This window comes from Niallia oryzisoli (assembly GCF_036670025.1).
Classification (GTDB): domain Bacteria; phylum Bacillota; class Bacilli; order Bacillales; family Cytobacillaceae; genus Bacillus_BD; species Bacillus_BD oryzisoli.
This window is the reverse complement of sequence record NZ_CP137640.1, coordinates 3,838,710-3,857,568: the sequence shown is the minus strand read 5'-3', so window position 1 is coordinate 3,857,568 and position 18,859 is coordinate 3,838,710. Positions and strand designations below refer to the sequence as shown.

General features: G+C 36.4%; 13 protein-coding genes and 3 pseudogenes. 11 read left to right on the top strand and 5 right to left on the bottom strand.

Features of this window, described 5'->3' with window-relative positions:
* Nucleotides 1–312 precede the first annotated feature (312 nt).
* The 8 genes and pseudogenes from R4Z09_RS19395 (at nucleotide 313) to R4Z09_RS19360 (ending at nucleotide 8,205) form a co-directional block, all read left to right on the top strand.
* Nucleotides 313–1,923: an FGGY-family carbohydrate kinase gene (locus tag R4Z09_RS19395; RefSeq protein WP_338448386.1), complete on the top strand. Its 1,611-nt coding sequence runs from the start codon at nucleotides 313–315 to the stop codon at nucleotides 1,921–1,923.
* A 22-nt stretch (nucleotides 1,924–1,945) separates the two neighbouring features.
* On the top strand, nucleotides 1,946–2,641 hold the full coding sequence (locus R4Z09_RS19390; RefSeq protein ID WP_338448385.1) for an L-ribulose-5-phosphate 4-epimerase: 696 nt from the start codon (nucleotides 1,946–1,948) through the stop codon (nucleotides 2,639–2,641).
* 48 nt (nucleotides 2,642–2,689) lie between these two features.
* On the top strand, nucleotides 2,690–4,114 hold the full coding sequence (araA, locus tag R4Z09_RS19385) for an L-arabinose isomerase (RefSeq protein ID WP_338448384.1): 1,425 nt from the start codon (nucleotides 2,690–2,692) through the stop codon (nucleotides 4,112–4,114).
* A 292-nt stretch (nucleotides 4,115–4,406) separates the two neighbouring features.
* Complete coding sequence (locus tag R4Z09_RS19380; RefSeq protein WP_338448383.1) at nucleotides 4,407–5,795, top strand: sugar porter family MFS transporter; 1,389 nt, start codon at nucleotides 4,407–4,409, stop codon at nucleotides 5,793–5,795.
* A 63-nt stretch (nucleotides 5,796–5,858) separates the two neighbouring features.
* Nucleotides 5,859–6,056 (top strand): annotated as a pseudogene (locus tag R4Z09_RS19375) (transketolase-like TK C-terminal-containing protein); the annotation flags it as partial.
* A gap of 162 nt (nucleotides 6,057–6,218) precedes the next feature.
* Nucleotides 6,219–7,247: an aldose epimerase family protein gene (locus R4Z09_RS19370; protein WP_338448382.1), complete on the top strand. Its 1,029-nt coding sequence runs from the start codon at nucleotides 6,219–6,221 to the stop codon at nucleotides 7,245–7,247.
* Nucleotides 7,248–7,525: 278 nt separating this feature from the next.
* Nucleotides 7,526–7,914, top strand: a pseudogene (locus R4Z09_RS19365) (SHOCT-like domain-containing protein).
* Nucleotides 7,915–7,924: 10 nt separating this feature from the next.
* Nucleotides 7,925–8,205: pseudogene (locus tag R4Z09_RS19360) on the top strand (hypothetical protein).
* A 453-nt stretch (nucleotides 8,206–8,658) separates the two neighbouring features.
* Here the strand turns inward: R4Z09_RS19360 and R4Z09_RS19355 are convergent.
* On the bottom strand, nucleotides 8,659–11,343 hold the full coding sequence (locus tag R4Z09_RS19355; protein ID WP_338448381.1) for a Mur ligase family protein: 2,685 nt from the start codon (nucleotides 11,341–11,343) through the stop codon (nucleotides 8,659–8,661).
* 520 nt (nucleotides 11,344–11,863) lie between these two features.
* A complete protein-coding gene (locus tag R4Z09_RS19350) occupies nucleotides 11,864–12,004 on the bottom strand; it encodes a YvrJ family protein (RefSeq protein WP_338448380.1) in 141 nt (46 codons plus the stop codon).
* 550 nt (nucleotides 12,005–12,554) lie between these two features.
* Between R4Z09_RS19350 and R4Z09_RS19345 the strand changes: the two genes are divergently transcribed.
* The gene (locus R4Z09_RS19345; RefSeq protein ID WP_338448379.1) at nucleotides 12,555–14,273 is read left to right on the top strand and encodes an ATP-binding protein; all 1,719 of its coding nucleotides are present in this window, start codon (nucleotides 12,555–12,557) and stop codon (nucleotides 14,271–14,273) included.
* Nucleotides 14,274–14,405: 132 nt separating this feature from the next.
* Here the strand turns inward: R4Z09_RS19345 and R4Z09_RS19340 are convergent, their stop codons facing one another.
* Nucleotides 14,406–15,242: a hypothetical protein gene (locus tag R4Z09_RS19340; protein ID WP_338448378.1), complete on the bottom strand. Its 837-nt coding sequence runs from the start codon at nucleotides 15,240–15,242 to the stop codon at nucleotides 14,406–14,408.
* 566 nt (nucleotides 15,243–15,808) lie between these two features.
* On the opposite strand from R4Z09_RS19340, the gene R4Z09_RS19335 reads away from it, so the two are divergent.
* Nucleotides 15,809–16,231: a hypothetical protein gene (locus tag R4Z09_RS19335; protein WP_338448377.1), complete on the top strand. Its 423-nt coding sequence runs from the start codon at nucleotides 15,809–15,811 to the stop codon at nucleotides 16,229–16,231.
* A 553-nt stretch (nucleotides 16,232–16,784) separates the two neighbouring features.
* On the opposite strand, the gene R4Z09_RS19330 is transcribed toward R4Z09_RS19335, so the two are convergent.
* Nucleotides 16,785–17,363 carry a TetR-like C-terminal domain-containing protein gene (locus R4Z09_RS19330; protein ID WP_338448376.1) on the bottom strand — a complete coding sequence of 193 codons (579 nt, stop codon included), beginning with the start codon at nucleotides 17,361–17,363 and terminating at the stop codon, nucleotides 16,785–16,787.
* Between the two features lie 13 nt (nucleotides 17,364–17,376).
* Nucleotides 17,377–18,084 carry an MBL fold metallo-hydrolase gene (locus R4Z09_RS19325; RefSeq protein ID WP_338448375.1) on the bottom strand — a complete coding sequence of 236 codons (708 nt, stop codon included), beginning with the start codon at nucleotides 18,082–18,084 and terminating at the stop codon, nucleotides 17,377–17,379.
* Nucleotides 18,085–18,642: 558 nt separating this feature from the next.
* Between R4Z09_RS19325 and R4Z09_RS19320 the strand changes: the two genes are divergently transcribed.
* Nucleotides 18,643–18,840 carry a hypothetical protein gene (locus R4Z09_RS19320; RefSeq protein ID WP_422392200.1) on the top strand — a complete coding sequence of 66 codons (198 nt, stop codon included), beginning with the start codon at nucleotides 18,643–18,645 and terminating at the stop codon, nucleotides 18,838–18,840.
* Nucleotides 18,841–18,859: the final 19 nt, after the last annotated feature.

Here is an 18,859-nt window from a genome sequence, read left to right as displayed (position 1 = left end):
AAATGTACGTACAAAAAAATATACTAAGGCTGTAAAAGTTAAACAAAAAAGAAAGCGTATCCATTTGATTATAGATATTAAAATTGCTGTCAGAGAAGGGATTAACATGAAAACAAATCATGTCACATGAATCCCTTTTATTACAAATAGAAAGAAAAAAGGACAGAATATATCATTGAAGTTCATTTGTTCGAATAACTTTTATTTTTATTGACAAATGTACGTACAAAAAATATACTGAGGTTGTAAATAAAAAGAAAGCGCCTCCATTCGATTATAGAAATTAAAATGGCTATCAGAGAGGGGATTATTGTGAGAACGAATCGAGTAAACATAAAAAAAGCGATAGCTGAGGGAGCAACTTCACTTGGAATCGAATTCGGATCCACACGTATTAAAGCAGTGTTGATTGATAGTAGTTTTGAAACAATTGCAACTGGAAGTTATGAGTGGGAAAACATCTTGGAAGACGGATTTTGGACGTACAACTTAGTGGATATTATCACTGGATTGCAAACAGCTTACAGTGAAATGAAGAAAGAAGTTGAACGAAATTATGGTATCACCATTCGAAAAATTGGTTCTATTGGATTTTCTGGAATGATGCATGGGTATATGGCTTTTGACAATACAGGGGAGCTACTTGTTCCGTTTCGAACTTGGCGTAACTCAACAACCAGTGTTGCTGCAAAAGAATTAACTGATAAATTTCAATTCAATATCCCTGAACGGTGGAGTATTGCTCACCTATATCAAGCAATATTAAATGAAGAGAAGCATTTGCCTCGCATTGATTATATCACCACTTTAGCTGGGTACATTCACTGGCTACTGACTGGTAATCAAGCAATTGGCATTGGAGATGCTTCGGGCATGTTCCCTATTGATGAATCAACGCAAAATTACAATGAATCGATGGTTAAGCAGTTTGATGAACTGATTTCGAACAAAGGTTATCCTTGGAAGCTAAAAGACATTCTTCCTAAAGTTTATATTTCAGGCGAGCAAGCAGGTGAATTAACCGAAATTGGAGCAAAAATTCTGGATCAATCAAAAAATTTACAACCAGGCATTCCAATTTGTCCACCAGAAGGTGATGCTGGTACAGGAATGGTTGCTACGAATAGTGTAAGGAAACGTACTGGAAACGTCTCAGTGGGAACTTCAGTTTTTGCCATGATTGTATTAGAGAAAGAACTTTCAAAAGTATATCCAGAAATTGATTTAGTCACAACCCCTAACGGTAGTCCAGTTGGAATGGTTCATGCGAATAACTGCTCAAGTGATATCAATGCTTGGCTAGGATTGTTCCGTGAATTTACTGAGGCAATGGGACAAAAGGTTGAAACGAATAAATTATTCGAAGTGTTGTTAAATAAAGCTTTGGAAGCCGACTCAGATGGTGGGGGTTTACTAAGCTACGGTTATTTCTCAGGTGAAAATATTACAGGATTAGAAAAAGGCCGACCATTATTTGTCCGCTCACCAGAGAGTCATTTCAATTTAGCAAATTTCATGCGGACACACCTTTATACAGCTTTTGGTGCTTTGAAAATCGGAATGGATATTTTGACAAACCAAGAAAATGTTGCAATTGATAGCATTCTAGCTCACGGTGGTTTATTTAAAACCCCTCTTGTTGGACAAAAAATGGTTGCAGCAGCAATGAATACGCCAGTATCAGTTATGGCAACAGCTGGAGAAGGCGGTGCATGGGGAATGGCTATTCTTGCTTCTTACATGATGAACAAAGATCAAGAAGAAAGCTTAGAAGACTTCCTCGATAAAAAAGTCTTTGAAGAGGTTGAAGGGCAAGAAATTTATCCTGATCAATTAGATGTTGAAGGATTTGAAGCATTTATCGAACGATACAAAAAAGGTTTAATGATTGAGCAGGCCGCTGTAGATCATTTGATTTTATGAATGGAAAACTGGAGGAATTGACGTGTTAGAACAACTGAAAGAAAAAGTATTTCAAGCAAATTTGGACTTACCTAGATATGGACTCGTGAAATACACATGGGGAAATGCAAGTGCCATTGACCGTGAAACTGGTTTATTCGTTATCAAACCTAGTGGTGTTGATTATGAAACGATGAAAGCTAATGATATGGTGGTTGTTGATTTAGATGGGGATGTTGTTGAAGGAGAGTTGAGGCCTTCATCAGATACAGCGACTCATGCAGTACTTTATAAGAATTATCCAGAAATTGGAGGTATTGTACACACTCATTCAACTTGGGCGACAATCTGGGCTCAAGCAGGCCTTGATATTCCAGCGATGGGGACCACTCATGCAGACACATTCCATGGTTCCATACCATGTGCTCGCTACCTGACACAAGAGGAGATAGATCGTGGTTACGAAGAAGAAACGGGTAATGTAATCATTGAAACATTTGAAGAGCGTGGGTTAGATATTTTAGCAGTTCCCGGTGTCATCCTTCATGGTCATGGTCCATTTACTTGGGGCAAAGACGCAAAATCGGCAGTATTGAATAGTGTGGTGTTGGACGAAGTTGCGAAAATGAATTTATTTACACGAGAATTAAATCATTTTGCAAAAGAATTACCACAACGTATTTTAGATAAACATTACTTACGAAAACATGGAAAAAATGCTTATTATGGTCAAAAGTAATATCAACATCAAACTACTAAACTATTAAATTAAGAAAAGAGGATTATTATGTTAACAACAGGAAAAAAAGAATTTTGGTTTGTCGTAGGTTCACAGCACCTTTATGGGGAAGAAGCGTTAGCAGAAGTCAAAGCACATGCACAAACAATGACCGATGCATTAAATGAAAGCGCTATTTTACCTTATCCGCTTGTTTTACAAGATTTAGCTGTCGGTGCTGATAAAATCACAAGTATTATGAAAGAAGTAAACTATCGTGACGAAGTTGCCGGTGTCATCACTTGGATGCATACTTTCTCGCCTGCGAAAATGTGGATTCGAGGAACAAAATTATTACAAAAACCACTGCTTCACTTAGCAACACAATTTAATGAAAGCATTCCTTGGTCCACGATTGATATGGACTTCATGAACCTGAACCAATCTGCTCATGGTGACCGTGAGTATGGTTTTATCAATGCCCGTTTGAAAAAACAAAATAAAGTTGTCGTAGGTTATTGGGAGCGTCCTGAAGTACAACAACAAATTGCAGACTGGATGGACGTAGCAGTTGCATATAACGAAAGCTTCAACATCAAGGTCGCTCGTTTTGGTGACAATATGCGTAACGTTGCAGTGACCGAAGGGGATAAGGTTGAAGCACAAATCCAATTTGGATGGACAGTTGACTACTTTGGTATTGGAGACCTTGTTCAATACGTGGATGCTGTTACGGACGAAGAAATTAATGATTTATTTGCAGAATACGCAGATCTTTATGAATTTGATTATGGTAATTACAGTCATGAAGACTGGGAGAAGAGCGTAAAAGTACAAGCAAGCTATGAAATCGCTATTAAACGTTTCCTTGATGATGGTGGTTACACAGCTTTCACATCTAACTTCGAAGATCTATATGGGATGAAACAGCTTCCTGGTCTTGCAGTCCAACGTTTGATGGCACAAGGATATGGCTTTGCGGGTGAAGGAGATTGGAAGACTGCAGCACTCGATCGCTTACTGAAAGTGATGAGCCATAATCAATCGACTGGCTTTATGGAAGATTACACATATGAATTAGCTGCTGGTCAAGAATCAATCCTTCAATCACATATGCTTGAAGTAGACCCATCTTTAGCAAGTAATAAACCAAAAATTATCGTATCTCCATTAGGTATTGGTGATCGTGAAGACCCGGCACGTTTAGTATTCGACGGAAAAGCAGGAGATGGTGTGGTTGTTTCAATGGCTGACTTTGGTACGCATTTTAAGCTGTTGATTAATGAAGTTTCTGCATTCGAGCCAACTGTTCCAGCACCCAATCTTCCAGTGGCCCGTGTACTTTGGGAAGTGAAGCCAAACTTCCAAGATGGAGTGAAAGCATGGGTTGAGAATGGTGGCGGTCACCACACGGTTGTTTCATTGAATTTAACAACAGACCAAATTATCACCTATGCAAAGCTAGTAGACCTGGAATACGTAGTTATTAAGTAATACCTCTAATCTCCGAGGAGGTTCTGCTTCCTTGGAGGTAAAAAATAGGTATTCCAGTAGTTGAAGAATGAAAATGGGAACCTTTAGCAAAATATTCATGATCCTATTTATTGTAAGTGTGTTCGTGGTTTTCTGAAAAAAAATGAAAGCGTTTAATATAGCGAAATGAAACTCGGTGATTTATGGGGAAAAACAGTTTAAAAACACTTTTATTATTTCTTAAAAAGCCATCAATATTTTAGTAGTGGGATTTATAACAATATAATATTAATACCTGGAGGAGGAACCTTTAATGGTTAATGAAAAGAAAATCTCAAGTGGCTTTATTTATTTTTTTGGGGCTTTTGCCGGAATTCTCTTCGGTTATGATATAGGTGTTATGACGGGTGCTTTGCCCTTTCTGCAACATGACTGGAGCCTTCAAAATGACGCTGGCGCTATTGGTTGGATTACCTCTTCGGTAATGCTAGGAGCTATTTTTGGAGGTGCGCTGGCCGGACAACTGTCTGACCGTTTAGGACGGCGCAAAATGATTTTACTATCTGCTATCATTTTTATTGTTGGATCCGTCTTGTCAGGAATCTCCCCACATGATGGGATACTTTTTTTGATTGTTGCTCGGATTTTATTGGGATTGGCCGTTGGTGCTGCTTCTGCGTTGGTCCCAGCCTATATGTCAGAAATGGCTCCGGCACGTTTACGTGGACGTCTGTCAGGAATTAACCAAACAATGATTGTTTCTGGAATGTTGCTTTCATACATTGTCGATTATTTATTGAAGGATTTACCAGAAACAATGGCATGGAGATTGATGCTTGGCTTGGCTGCTGTACCTGCTATCATCTTATTTGTTGGAATGTTAAAGTTACCTGAATCACCTCGTTTTCTAATAAAGAACAATAAACTTGACGAAGCTCGTAAGGTGTTGGGGTATCTTCGCTCTAACAAACAAGAAATTGATTCTGAAATAAAACAAATTCAAGAAACTGCCAAATTGGAAGCAAATCAAAAAGCATCATGGGGTACACTCTTTAGTAATAAATACCGTTATTTATTAATTGCCGGTGTGGGTGTTGCTGCTTTTCAACAATTCCAGGGTGCAAACGCAATTTTTTATTACATTCCTTTGATTGTAGAAAACGCAACAGGGCATGCAGCTAGTTCAGCATTAATGTGGCCAATTATTCAAGGAGTTATTCTCGTATTAGGTTCATTTGTATTCCTAATGATTGCTGACAAATTTAATCGCCGTACTTTATTAACGGTTGGCGGAACGATTATGGGACTATCCTTTATTTTACCGGCAATATTGAATGTACTAATTCCTAATGCAAATCCGATGATGATGGTTGTTTTCTTAAGTATTTATGTAGCACTATATTCATTTACGTGGGCTCCTTTAACTTGGGTCATCGTTGGAGAAATTTTCCCGCTCGCCATTCGCGGACGAGCGTCAGGATTAGCTTCATCTTTTAACTGGATTGGTTCTTTCTTGGTTGGATTGCTATTTCCAATCATGACCGCTTCGATGGCTCAAGAAGCTGTTTTTGCCATCTTCGGTGTTATTTGTTTCCTTGGGGTTTTATTTATCCGGACACGCGTTCCTGAAACTCGCGGTCGTAGTTTAGAGGAAATTGAAAAAATGGGAGAAAATAGAGAAGTTAACGGAAAGAGTGCGTAAATAGACCTCTTATAGGATTCCTTACTTAAGGCCGGAGTTGCTGCTTCGGCCTTATTTAAATAATCAACTGACTATAAAGAAGAGGTATTACCATCAAGTGTTATAAAACGTGTAGCAATTGAATCAGGCTCAAGCTTCGGTTGGGACAAATATGTAGGGCTAAATGGGGCAGCTGTCATCATCGATACATTCGGTGTTTCAGCTCCTGGAAAAATTGTTTATGAAAAATTTGGTTTCACAGTTGAAAATATCATAATATAAAAGTTTGATAGTTGGTCCTCAGCTCGTTTTTAATCATATATGAAATCAATGAGGACTCAATGCGCTCATTTAATTTCCTTTCTAGAAATGGTCGGAACTTCTGTTTCGGCCTTTATTTATCAGAATGGTGGAAGAATTTAATGATAAAAGGAGTCTAAAAAAATGAAATTAACAAAAAGTCCATTTAGTGATGAAGTCTTCCTATTTTCTATTGAAAATGATAATGGAGTGCGATTAGAAGTTACAAACTTTGGGGCCAGAATCGTCAATCTTTTCGTTCCAACGGAATCAGGTCATAAGAATATAGTATTGGGATTTGACTCGATTGAGGATTACAAGAAAGAAACATACTACGGAGCAACAATAGGAAGAGTCGCTGGAAGAATAAAAGATGGTGAATTTTCAATTGGTGAATCACTTTACCAAACATCTGTAAATCAATTAGGGAATACATTACACGGTGGCAACCCTGGATTCGATGAAAAAATCTGGGATTATGAAGTGAATAAGACGGATGAAAATGCATCAATCGTCTTTTCAACCCAATCACCTGATGGCGAGAATGGTTTTCCGGGGAATTTGAAAGTAAGTGTGACTTATACATTAGATAACTTAAATATCTGGTCAGTGAGCTATCAAGCAAAAAGTGATAAAGATACAATTTTTAATCCGACCAATCACGTCTATTTTAACTTAACAGGACATCCCAGCAATCCAATCGATGATCATTCCTTACAATTATTTTCAGAAGAATTTTCACCAGTAAATGAGGATACCACAGTAACTGGTGAAAAGCGAAGCGTAATTGGCACGCCATATGATTTTCGAACCCCGAAGAAGTTAAAATCAACCTTTGATTCCTTTGATACAGAGGTGAAAAAGGTTCAAGGGATAGATCATCCATTCTTCCTTTCGTGCTCAAGTCTTTATCAAATTGCAGCGAAATTAATTAGTCCTGATGAGAAAATAAAAGTTGAGGTATACACAGAAGAGCCTACGATAGTCGTTTATACTGCGAATTTTGTTGAAGGTGTTCCAATGATGCACGGAGAAAAATTAATTCAACACGGTGGAATTACGTTTGAAACCCAAGTTGCTCCAGGAGCTATCGAGTTTGAAGATTTTGGAGATATCATTCTTCTTGCAGACGAGAAATACACTTCCCAAACAAAATACAAAATAGTTTTTTAGGTGTGCAGCTACATGCCCATCAAGTCAAGAAAACAGGTCACCCCAAAACGATAAAACGGGCTTCTTTGTTTGAAGAAGGTTTAAAATTTCGTTCTGGGGGTGCTGCAAAATTTTCACTTGATGGCTATGTGGCAGTACGCTATATAGGAGTAGAAATAGTACATAGTTTTATATAGGTAGATTTTAAATAAAGTCGTACCGTTTATAAAAAAGATGTACCGTTTTAAAGAAAGTTATACGGTTTAAGCTCTAAAAAGATGAATAGGGAGGAAAGGATCATGAAAGAGGAAATTACAAGAGTGTTAACAATGGTTCAAGAAGGGAAGATTGATGCAGATAAGGGATCAGAACTGCTTGAATTATAAAAGAGAAAGTAGAAGTAGGTAAGAAGTTTCTTGAAAAACTGAATAACTATTTAGATAAAACATTAAAAATTCGTGTTGTATCAGCCGAAAATGACAACGTCACGGTTAATCTGCCTATAAAACTTGTTAAGGTAGTATTAATGGCTGGACACAGCATCGTAGCGAGCATTCCTTAATCGGAAAAATACGTTAAAGACATAGACATAAGCCTTATTATTGAAGCAATCGAAAACGAATTAGATGGCCAAATTGTTGATATCAAATCGGCAAACGGGGATACCGTTTCGGTCATCGTTGATTAGTGATTAGCTTATGATGCATGTAAAAGTGAAAGCAAAGGATGTTCGGTTTACCATCCCAATTCCATATGCTATTTTAAACGTTGTTATTTCAATTGTGGATTCAAAACTTTTTCAGCAAAATGTAAACAATTGGACAAAAGAGCACTTCGAAAGAAAAAAAATAGACTTTACCTTTCCACTAATAGACAAAAAATATTAAAGCCTATCGTCAAGGAACTGAAAAATTATAAAGGGATCGTGCTAGTAGATGTCAACGCTAAGGACGGTACTGAGGTTAAAGTTAAACTATAATTTATTATTGAATAAACCGACCCACTGAATATCATTTTGAAGAAAAAGCATAATGTTGTGCTTACAATACCGAGAAAATGGTAAAAAGGCAATTAAAGTTATTTAATTTTAAAGGCTCAAACAAGAAAAACCCCGTTCTAAAATTTTAGCACGGGGTTATAATATAGTTGTATAATTTTTGATATATGCTACTTCATTATTCTAAAAAATATAAGGATAAAGTCGTTTGAATATCTAAGTTTTATTCAACAATAGCGCCCGGTTGTTGAAGTAATCATTTATAGCTCTTACCACATTTTGTAATAGAAGTTTAAATCTTACAGGAAAATTAATACTTGCAAGTTCTTATACATGGAGCCATTAATATATAAAGAATAAATATAAAAACCAATTGCCTTCATTATTCAATGAACAAAGCCGATTGTATTAATAAAACATTTGTAAGATCGACGTTCATTCAGCAATTAGTTTGTTCATGGTATCCCCAAAAGAATCTCTCATCGATGCCTTTACTAATAAAATACTGTTGGAATCCGAGATATTTTCAAGTAATGAAACCAATCCTTCTTTATTCTCAAGCATAAAAATGTTTCTGTCGTCCATACCGAGACTTCTCGCCTGTTGTGCAATATATTTGGCTTGTTTTCCAACGGTAACAAGTGTATGGACTTTATATTTATGAACAAATGTACCGATTTTTTTATGTTCGCTCTCTGAAAAATGCCCCAGTTCCTCTACATCTCCTAGTACGGCAATTGTTTTTCTTCCTTTGGAAAGATTTGCGAGAACTTCAAGAGCAGCTTCAGCTGATATAGAATTTGTATTCCATGTATCATCAATTAGTGTACAATTATTAATTCCTTTTCTAATTTCCAAATGTCTCTCCAAAAGGTGGAAGCTCTCCAACCTTTTAACCATATCTTTTAACTGTAATCCCAGACTTTTGCATACTGCAAATGCAGCAAGCACATTATAGACATTATGTTTTCCAAAAGCATTAATCCTGCATTCATATACTTCATTGCCGTAAGGTACAGAAAACTCCATGCCATTTTCGGTATATCGGATGTGATCCGCTTTAAACTGTGCATGATTACTAAGTCCAAAAGTGATGATTTGTCCTTCAAAATAGCCTAAATCCAAATTCTGAATATTTTGGTCATCACTATTTAATATGAGGGTTCCGTTATTTTTATTAATAATTGCTGCCAATTTAGCTTTTTCATTGGTGTAATCCTGTTGTGATTTAAAACCTGATCCGTGGTCTGTAGCGATATTGGTGATAACGCCTATGCTTGGTTGGAAAATTCTGCAGAAATAATCCATTACACCCCGTGCCCCTACCCCAAATTCAAACACCGCTGCATCTGTCTGATCATTGACTTGCAGTAAATTACGCAGGTTTTGATAACCGCCATTTTGACTCCTGATCGTTTTTACTACATTCCAGTCAGCTCCTAAAATGTGAGCAACCAAATCCTTTGTTGTCGTTTTTCCAGCAGTTCCGGTAATACCGATAACCGGGATTGAAAAAAGGCTTCGGTAAAATTTTATAAATTTTTCAAAAGCTACTTTAGAATTCTTAACCGCCACAATTGTATAAGATTTATTCAAGTCCTGAAACAAAAGGGGATTTTGGGTTACAATGACAGAGGATTTTAAGTTAAGATTCCTTTCCAGTCTGGATTTATTAGGGAAAAATACCAATGTACCGGTTGTGATTGGATTATAATTCCAAAAACTGACATGTTGAATTAAAGGGTCATTTTCAATTTGGCTAATGATGCTTCCGTTAATAATCGGAATAATCTGACTCAAATATAGATTTTTCATAAAACTGGTTCTGCCACCGTTAAGCTTAGTCAGGGAACTCGGCAGGAATTCAAGGTGCTCTTTAGCGGTCTCCTTTGGTAAAATTTCGTTGTATCCAATTGGCTGGAGATGGAACTTTATTTCTTGTGCGGCCTGTTTAGCAATGGCTTTTGATTGGTCCGGATTATCCGAAGCCGCGATCACATAAGCATATCGAAAACCCATAACGGTAGGGGGTCTTAAAACGTCACCTTTTCGGGGAATGACAGATACTTTGGTTACTCCTTTCCTATTCGATGCCTGTTCCTGCCCAGTCACTTTTATCAATCGGCCTTTTTGGTTAACTGTTACATATTGAGCAAACACATATTTTTTGCTCTTAAATTCAGCCTCCGGTTCTTCTCCCAAATATAATTTCAAGGTCTCTTTTGCCAGATCAATTCCGGTACCTTCCTTGATGATGTCATTCACCGCCCGGCCGGACATTCTGGGATTGACTTCAATTAACTTCCATTCGCCATTTCTCCATCTCATTTCCAAATGGCAGCTGCCTGTTTGGAGCCCTAAGTTGGTTATAATGCTTTTCACACTCTCCTGTAATTTCCATTGTTCTTCCTTCTCAAGGACAGCTGGATAAGAATAACCGGTCACGACTAAATGTTCATTGATTTCCTGTTCAATGACCCCGGCGATGGTAACTTTCTCTTTATAAACTAAAACCTCAATAATATATTGGGTTCCGGTTACATACTCCTCTATGAGTACTGGTTTCCTTCGTTTACTCCGCATATCCTTCAGTCTATTTTTAAATTTTTCTTCCGAATCCACGAAATAAACATTTTTTGATCCATTGGAATCCGGATATTTTAATACTAATGGTAAATGTTCACTGTATTCCTGTAAACCACGCTCTATCGGTTCCTTACCGGTATAGACTTTAAAGAAGGGTGTGGATGGATGGTCCCTTAATATATCCCTCACATTGGCTTTATTTTCAATTTTAGCCAGCGCTTCTGTCGATGCCTGGGTAAGATTTAGCTGTTCGGATAACTTTGCGGCTTTTGAAATATATGGGTCAATATAGCTCATACAGAGTCTGATTTCGAATCCTTTCTCCTGAATGGCTTTACACTGATTATATAAATTTGCTAAACTCATATCCTCCAGATAAATTAATTCATCGACTTCCGTAAATTCACCCCTCATCCTTTGATATAGTTTGGTTGCGGTAAATAAAATGTTGTAATACCCCAGTTCTTTCGCAGCCCTCATTCCATCTCTGCTGCTTCCTGACATGTAGGTACCAATAAAAATAATTGTCTGCATTCCAAGCACTCCCTTTTAATAAAAAGGTTTAGTTATTTTGTATATATAATCTCCATTTATTGTTATGCTGTAGTTAATTATCAAGATAAAGTAATATTCATCATTTTATATTTATATTTGTTTGAATTAAAATTATTCCTTTATTGTTGTGCTTGGACTATCCGGAGAAAGTTATCGGATATCACACCATCTCTCCGGACAATCCTGAACCTTACATTGGCGATTTGTCGGAAGCAACTCTGGGAGTAAGGCATTTTACAGTAAGCAAACGTTATACAATGAAGATGGCTCAGATGCCCATATTCATTACACGGCAAACGATTACCCACTCATTAAAAGATCATAATATTTTGCTTATTCCTTTAAATGGACCGATTGTTCAATAAGCACAGAGTAACAAAATTTGTATAAATATTAATTGCCAAAAACAGTCTATTTTTCGTTCATGTTACCTGCTTTTTTGGTTCAGCTGAGCTTTGATATTTTAATGGAAGTTGAATAAAAGAGATCACATCAGCACCTATTTTCCGCTTAAGCGTTCCGGGAGGCTTTGAATCAATTGAACAACGCTATCCAGTTTTGATTTAATTCGATAAAGCAAGAACAGGGTAACGGTAATCGGAAAGACGACCTCACTTATGAGGGGAATGAATGGTTCCACGATGGTCACCTCATTTCTTCATTAATTACAGAAAGGGCTGCCTCCTAAAAGGAAAGCAGCCATTTTGTTTTCAACGTTTATGAAGGGGGATACCCTTATACAATCTCGTAATCTGTTACGTTATGCTCGACAAGACGCGCTTCCTTCACACTAACAAAGCTTTGATTGCCTACTGCCTGTCTTAATTCTTTTTGATACTTTTCTTACTGCCATTTTTTTATCCTCCCATAATCTCAGAAGTGTCCCTATTCTATATTAGAAAAGAATTCTTTAACTGTTACACTTTGAACCAAATTTAGTTATGGGATGAACTGTGGCCACCTATAAAAACGCTAGAAACCGAGCCGATTTTGTTTGCATGGGACAAGGTTTTGTTGTCCCAAAGTATAAGTAGTATCTTTTCTTGTTAGAGTCTTTCGAATTATCCATTTATATAAAAGTAACATTGTACTATTATAATATTATATAGTAACGTATAATTATCTTTTTGAAAGAATAAAAACCCTTCCCTTAAACAAAAGAGATAAGTCAACAAGAAGGATTGATTTGTTTGAACACACATGTTAGGAAAAAAAAGTACATTTTAATACTTTTAATTATAGTGATTACCATTTCAGTAATCATCCCTGCATTCTCACTATATAGCCACTTAAAAGATGTAGTTAATAATGAAATTGGAAAAAATGCGGCTAATACTTCGATGACCATTGCAGAGTTTATTGAGCAGGATCTGGCATCATACAAAAAATTGTATGATGCCAAAGAATACAAAGAAGGATCCTATGATAAGGTTTACTATAATAAAATGCAAAAACTTTTTGAAAGATTAAAAAAGCAAACAGGAGCAAAGTATATATATACAGAAAAACGAGTATCTAATGATGAAATTGTTTATATAATAGACGCGGATGGTATCGTATTAGGTGTAAAAGAAGGAATGTCCGATCTCAAAATAAAAACATACAATAATGAGGTACCTATCTACACAAAAGAAGTCATCCAAGATAAAATATGGGGCCCCATCATTTCTGGTTTTACCCCGATAAAAGACGATGAAACAGGTAAAGTCTATGGATTTATAGGTGTTGATTTTTCCTTAGAATATGTAGAACATATTCTCTTCAAAGTAAAACAGGTTATTATATTAGTAAGCTTCCTGATTATTTTACTTTCTTCTATCATTGCTTACATCATATTGCAAAAAGTAATTGAGAAAGAGTATGTGGAAAGCCAACAGAAATACAAATCTCTAGCTGAAAACACTCCTGACTATATATATGTTTTAGATCAGAAAGGTCATTTTATTGAATCTAATTCCCAATTTGAGACCATCACTAAGTATAGTCAGTCTGATTTTATTTATGAAAAACCTTCTACTCTTTTACTAGAGGAAAGTCGCAGCATAATGGAAGACGGAATTGAACAAACTCGTAAAGGATTAACTACCAGGAAGGATATTCAAATAAAAACGAAGGATGGAACCATCCTCGATGTTCACGCAACATTATTTCCTATGATCATCAACGGAAAGGTTATGGGTACATTTATATCTGGTAGAGATGTTACCAAAATAAAAGAAACAGAAAAAATGTTGCACAATGCAGAAAAATTATCGGTTATCGGCCAGTTGGCTGCCAGTGTTGCACATGAAATTCGAAATCCATTAACGTCTATACGAGGGTTTATCCAATTATTACAATCCGAAGACAAAACCCATTCTTTCTATCATCAAGTGATGTTAGAGGAAATGGATCGAATCAATCAAATTGTTGGCGAACTTCTTGTACTAGCCAAACCACAAAATTTACAAATGGTCAAAGGGAATATTGAAGAAGTTATGCAGTCTGTTACGACCTTATTAACACCTCAATCTAACATGAATGGTATAAATATGTTCATCAAAGCGTTGGACCCTATTCCAGAAATAGATTGTGACCCCAACAGTTTAAAACAGGTATTCATAAATATGATTAAAAATTCTATTGAAGCGGAAGCGAAAAAGATCGAAATTATACTAAGTAAAACCAAAGATGACTTCGTAAAAGTCATAATAAAAGATGACGGAAGTGGCATCGATCAAGAAAGAATCCAACATCTTGGAGAACCTTTTTATTCGATGAAAGAAAAAGGAACAGGACTGGGATTAACGGTCAGTTATAAAATTTTAGCGGAACACCAAGCAACGATTCGTTATTCCAGTCAGTTAGGTCAGGGAACAGAGGTAGAAATTTGTTTGCCGATTCAAGCGAACCAAAAAAAACTTACATAAAGTAAGTTTAGAGATTTTTCATTCTACCATCAAAGTGACAAATAAGGTGCCAAATACCATCCATAAAATGGATGGTGCCTGGCACCTTATTTAAGCAGAACAGCGGTCCTTTTTATCACATATAAAACTAAATTAGATCATCGTCGGAGGAGTCAGAAAATCTAGAACATCTTTTAATTTTGTTTCTAATATAATGTTTTTGTTCAGGATGTCGTGCAACATATTTTCAACGCTGGCATTCACAGCGCTCAATTGAGCTGGTGTATTTGTTCCTCTAGTTACACCCGATGTTATAATTCCAATTTTTGTTGCTTCTGCGCTAATTAATGCCCCAAAACTGGCTTCTTCTGTCGCAATAGAAGTAATAACACTTGCCAATGCAGAACTAATTAAAGGACCAAAGGTAGGGTTTGTAATCGTTATACCTAAATTTGCAAACCCCCTAAGCACATCCTCGAGTTTTTCTTCCAATACAATGTTTTTGTCGAGGATCAATTGTATAACCGAATCGACATTATTGTTAATAGTAACAAGATCGGAAGCCGTAAAAGTAGTTGGATGGGTAGCCACAAAACTAACTTTTGCGGCTTCTGCTCTTATTAGATCTGCAAGGGCTGCTTCTTCATTCGCAACAGACCCAATCACATTATTCAGAGCGGTGATTAAAGCCGCCAGTTCACCTGGTAGAAATGTCAGGTTTGGGAAAAAGTTAACAGCATCGCGCAGTTTTTTCTCCAACACAATATTTTTCTTTAAGATGAGTTGCAGCTTTCTTTTTACATTGTTATCAACTGTCGTTAATGTCGTAAGACTTGTTGGATTTGTCCCTACAACAGCATTTACTTCAGCAGCTAATTCTGCAATCATAAACGTTAAAGCATTTTCTTCCGTTGCGATGGAATTAATAATGCTTGTAATAGCACTCGCAACAGTAGGATCAACTGGGTTTTGGTTTTGGTTTTCGCTCATTCTCTTTCACCTCTTTTTTTCATTTACTTTATATAATATTGAAACGTTTTTATATTGGACTAGTAGTATAGTGGAATCTTTGTCCTATTTTTGGGAAATTTGGAATTTTGATTGATTTGGAACAAGGGATAGTACCAGCGTAGCTTTCACAGACCGCAAAGTAAGAAGAGAAGTGCTGCCACTATGTTCAAAGTTCCCGTGCCATAAACAGGGGTTCATGCTTTTTTATTTATTTTTTGTATCGTCAAAAAAATGGTCGCTCCAATTTCGTTTGCAAATGGTAAAAAGCCTTTCCAGGTATATCAGGGTTCCTAAAAAGGCTGTTTTGGTTCTTGAAATTGTTATGTAAACTGGATTTGTAGATCGTTTACAAAAAGTTTATTTTTTCTGCCAGTACATCATGAGGTTATTATCCTACAATCAATCATGAAGACTATAAGACAATAGTTTATACATTCTTAACTAAACAAGAATAAGTTATGAGTATATTTGTTTCAAATGGAATGAAAAAATGAGAAATCAAAAAATTTTAGATGCAACTACAAAAATAGATGGATGTGATTACTGTGTTACAAAGTCGGATAGGGTATTTCGACGATGATCAAAAATCATGTAAAGAAAGACGGATAGGGTATTTCGTCAATGATCAAAAATCATGTAAAGAAAGTCGGATATGGTATTTCGACAATGATCAAAAATCATGTAAAGAAAGCCTTAGCGAACTTAATTCCTCTGCTACCGACATTGAAAATACTTTAGCTAATGATATTAATGCCGAAAGTTCTATTCTTAAAGAAGGAAATTTTACTCCAGAACAGTCGAATGGAGCATCTCGTGACGCTCTTGCAAGATTAGAACAAGCATTAGCTGGTTCTCTAGAAGTGGCTAATTTAAGAGGAACTCCTAATCAGATTGAAAGAATGATAAGATTACAGAACAGTCGAATGGAACATTTTTTGACGCTCTTGCAAGATTGGAACAAGCATTAGCTGGTTGTCTAAAAGTCGTTAATCTAAAAGGAACTCCTAATCAGATCGAAAGAATCATTATCCATTCACAAAGTTAGTTCACAGTAAATTCTTGTAATCCATTCCCCTATATGAGATACAAGAAAAAATAGAGTAATGTCCTGATGTTTTCTAGGGTGTCGCTCTATTTTTCGTTAAGATTAATGTGTTAACCATTGCTTTCACAAAACTTATAAGTTAACTAAAAAGGAGTGTCGACGATGTCTGATAAGCATTTGGTGTCAATTTGGATGGTGCCTGGCACCCAATTTGTTAGACTCTAGCATTGATATTGGAAGAAAACCAATTGATGTAGAAGAAGCTCGAAAATTACTTTCATCCTATATTTCATCAATCACAAGAAGGACATTAAAATTTGTCAAAGAAAACGAAAACAAGGAGGCCATAATTCAGCAAATTAAAGCATGTAATTCAATCATTGCTAACTTTGAGCCAACAATTAGACGAGAAAGAATTCAACTCCCGTACTATTGTCGAGGAAGGGGAAATGACTTTCGGGGCTATGCTAAATAGACTATCTACCTCCTATATTTTCCATTCCGGCAAAAAAGGCTTTAATCGTTATTATTAAGCTTTCGTCCAAATCCAACGACATTTTAAATCCGCCTCTTTGCTCCAAAGCTGAAAACCCATGTAGTATACTTCGCAATCCTCTGACAGCATGCAAGGTATAATCCTCGTTTAAGTCTAATGCCTTTAATACTTGAACGGCAAGGTCAACGATTTTTTCTCCTGCCAATTGAACATTTACATCTTCAGGATCAGGAGCGAGCAGTGTTGCCTCATAAATTCCCGGATGTTTACGAGCAAAGCTAACATAGGCTTTGCTTATCGCTAGTATATCGTCGTGGACTGAAGCCCCAGTCGCTGCCTGTGATAATTCAGCATAAAGCTTTTCGAGTCCGTAAATCGCTAATTTTTTTCTTAAGTCTGGCAATCCATTGAAATGATTGTAGAGTGAAGGCGGACGAATTTTTAGTTTTTTAGCTAGATTTGCAAGTGTGACCTCCTGCATTCCATGTTGGTCTGCTAGAATCCCAGCTACTTCTAATATTGACGCTAAATCAAGTCCGATTTTTGGTCTTGGTGACATTTCATTTACTCCTTTATTTTAATTTCCTTTCTAAACTCTCAATTGCTTCTTCCATTAGCTTTAGTGGATTTTCAATCATTTTTCCATGTCCGACTGCAAGGAGTGTTGGCTGTATGCCTGCTAATTTCTTAGCACTTTTTAATGCCGTTTCTTTACTCCACGTGCCCCAAGCAGGAAATGGAAACAACGGTTTCACATCCCCCGCAATCGCAATCCCTCCCCTTACTTGCAAAGCGTCACCGACTATGATTGCATTTGTTCTAATGTCAAGAAACGACATTGAACCTGGGGTGTGTCCCGGTGTTTCAAAAGCCTTAAGCGAACCAATTTGATCCCCTTCCTTTAATAACTCATTCGCCCGAGTTTTTAAATTCTTCGGCACTCCACCCTTAATAGGCGTTTGGTCTTCGTGGCTTTCAAGTGAACGGTCTCCATTCATTAAGCGGTGATCTCTTTGTGAGATATAGACTGGAACATTCGAAAATCTTTCTTTAATTGCATCGAGTGCGCCAACATGATCTTCATGAGCATGAGTCAGAACAATTTTTGTAATGGGCTTACCTATCGTTTCAGCAGCTTGAAGAATCCCCTTAGCAGCAAAGCCAAGGGCTGTGTCAATCAAAATCAATCCTTCTTTTTCCTCAACAAAGTAACAGTTGACCGGAAAAAGAATTGGCATAAAAGTTAATTGATATAGATATCCCTTTTTAATCATCCTCATGTTCCTTAACTCCTTTAACTAATATCATTAGTTAAATTTTAACTAACGATATTAGTTTTAGCAAGAACTTTTTTCCTTTTTTTTGAAGCTATTCCGTAAATTCATTCCTAAAGTGGGTTCTTTATTATCCAGATAATTTTTTGGGTGGCTTTTCCTCACTGTTGATTGACGTGGAAGTACTTGTTTAGGAAAAGATTTGTGAAGATTTGTACATAAACAAACGGGGGCTTTACTTCAATAACGATATTCAACAATCGGGCGTATGGCATTTTTTATTGAAGTAAAGGGGAGGGTAGTTCAATTGTATTAGAAATACAAGATAATTCTTTATGTGAAAGATGCTTTAGAAGCATAGCCTTTATGTTATGATGCAAATTTTAAAGAAGGGAACTTTTTACCAAAAATTAGTACTAAGTCATAGTAATAAGTGATAAAATGGTGTGGCCAATATAAAATTTGAGGTAATGGATTGTACAACGTATTGGTAGTAAAGAGCGAAGAATAACAAATAAAGATGAGTTTACAAGCGATATAAGCTATAAAGCAGTAAAGAATTTAATGGAACGTTATGACAAAACAGTTGAAGATATTGATATGATTATCGTTTGCACACTAACACCTGATTTCAAAACCCCAAGCGTTGCTTCATCTATTAAGGTAAGACTGAATATTAACAATACTGGTGCAATGGATTTAAAAGTTGCATGTGCAGGTTTTACATATGAATTATATGCGACATATTCCTTATATAATTAAATACCGGAGTTTTATGCGA

Bases quoted from the DNA above. Each gene is read 5' to 3' on its own strand.
- araA (WP_338448384.1), top strand. From the start codon at position 2,690: ATGTTAACAACAGGAAAAAAAGAATTTTGGTTTGTCGTAGGTTCACAG.
- R4Z09_RS19380 (WP_338448383.1), top strand. From the start codon at position 4,407: ATGGTTAATGAAAAGAAAATCTCAAGTGGCTTTATTTATTTTTTTGGG.
- R4Z09_RS19370 (WP_338448382.1), top strand. From the start codon at position 6,219: ATGAAATTAACAAAAAGTCCATTTAGTGATGAAGTCTTCCTATTTTCT.
- R4Z09_RS19355 (WP_338448381.1), bottom strand. From the start codon at position 11,343: ATGCAGACAATTATTTTTATTGGTACCTACATGTCAGGAAGCAGCAGA.
- R4Z09_RS19340 (WP_338448378.1), bottom strand. From the start codon at position 15,242: ATGAGCGAAAACCAAAACCAAAACCCAGTTGATCCTACTGTTGCGAGT.
- R4Z09_RS19330 (WP_338448376.1), bottom strand. From the start codon at position 17,363: ATGTCACCAAGACCAAAAATCGGACTTGATTTAGCGTCAATATTAGAA.
- R4Z09_RS19325 (WP_338448375.1), bottom strand. From the start codon at position 18,084: ATGAGGATGATTAAAAAGGGATATCTATATCAATTAACTTTTATGCCA.
- R4Z09_RS19320 (WP_422392200.1), top strand. From the start codon at position 18,643: ATGGAACGTTATGACAAAACAGTTGAAGATATTGATATGATTATCGTT.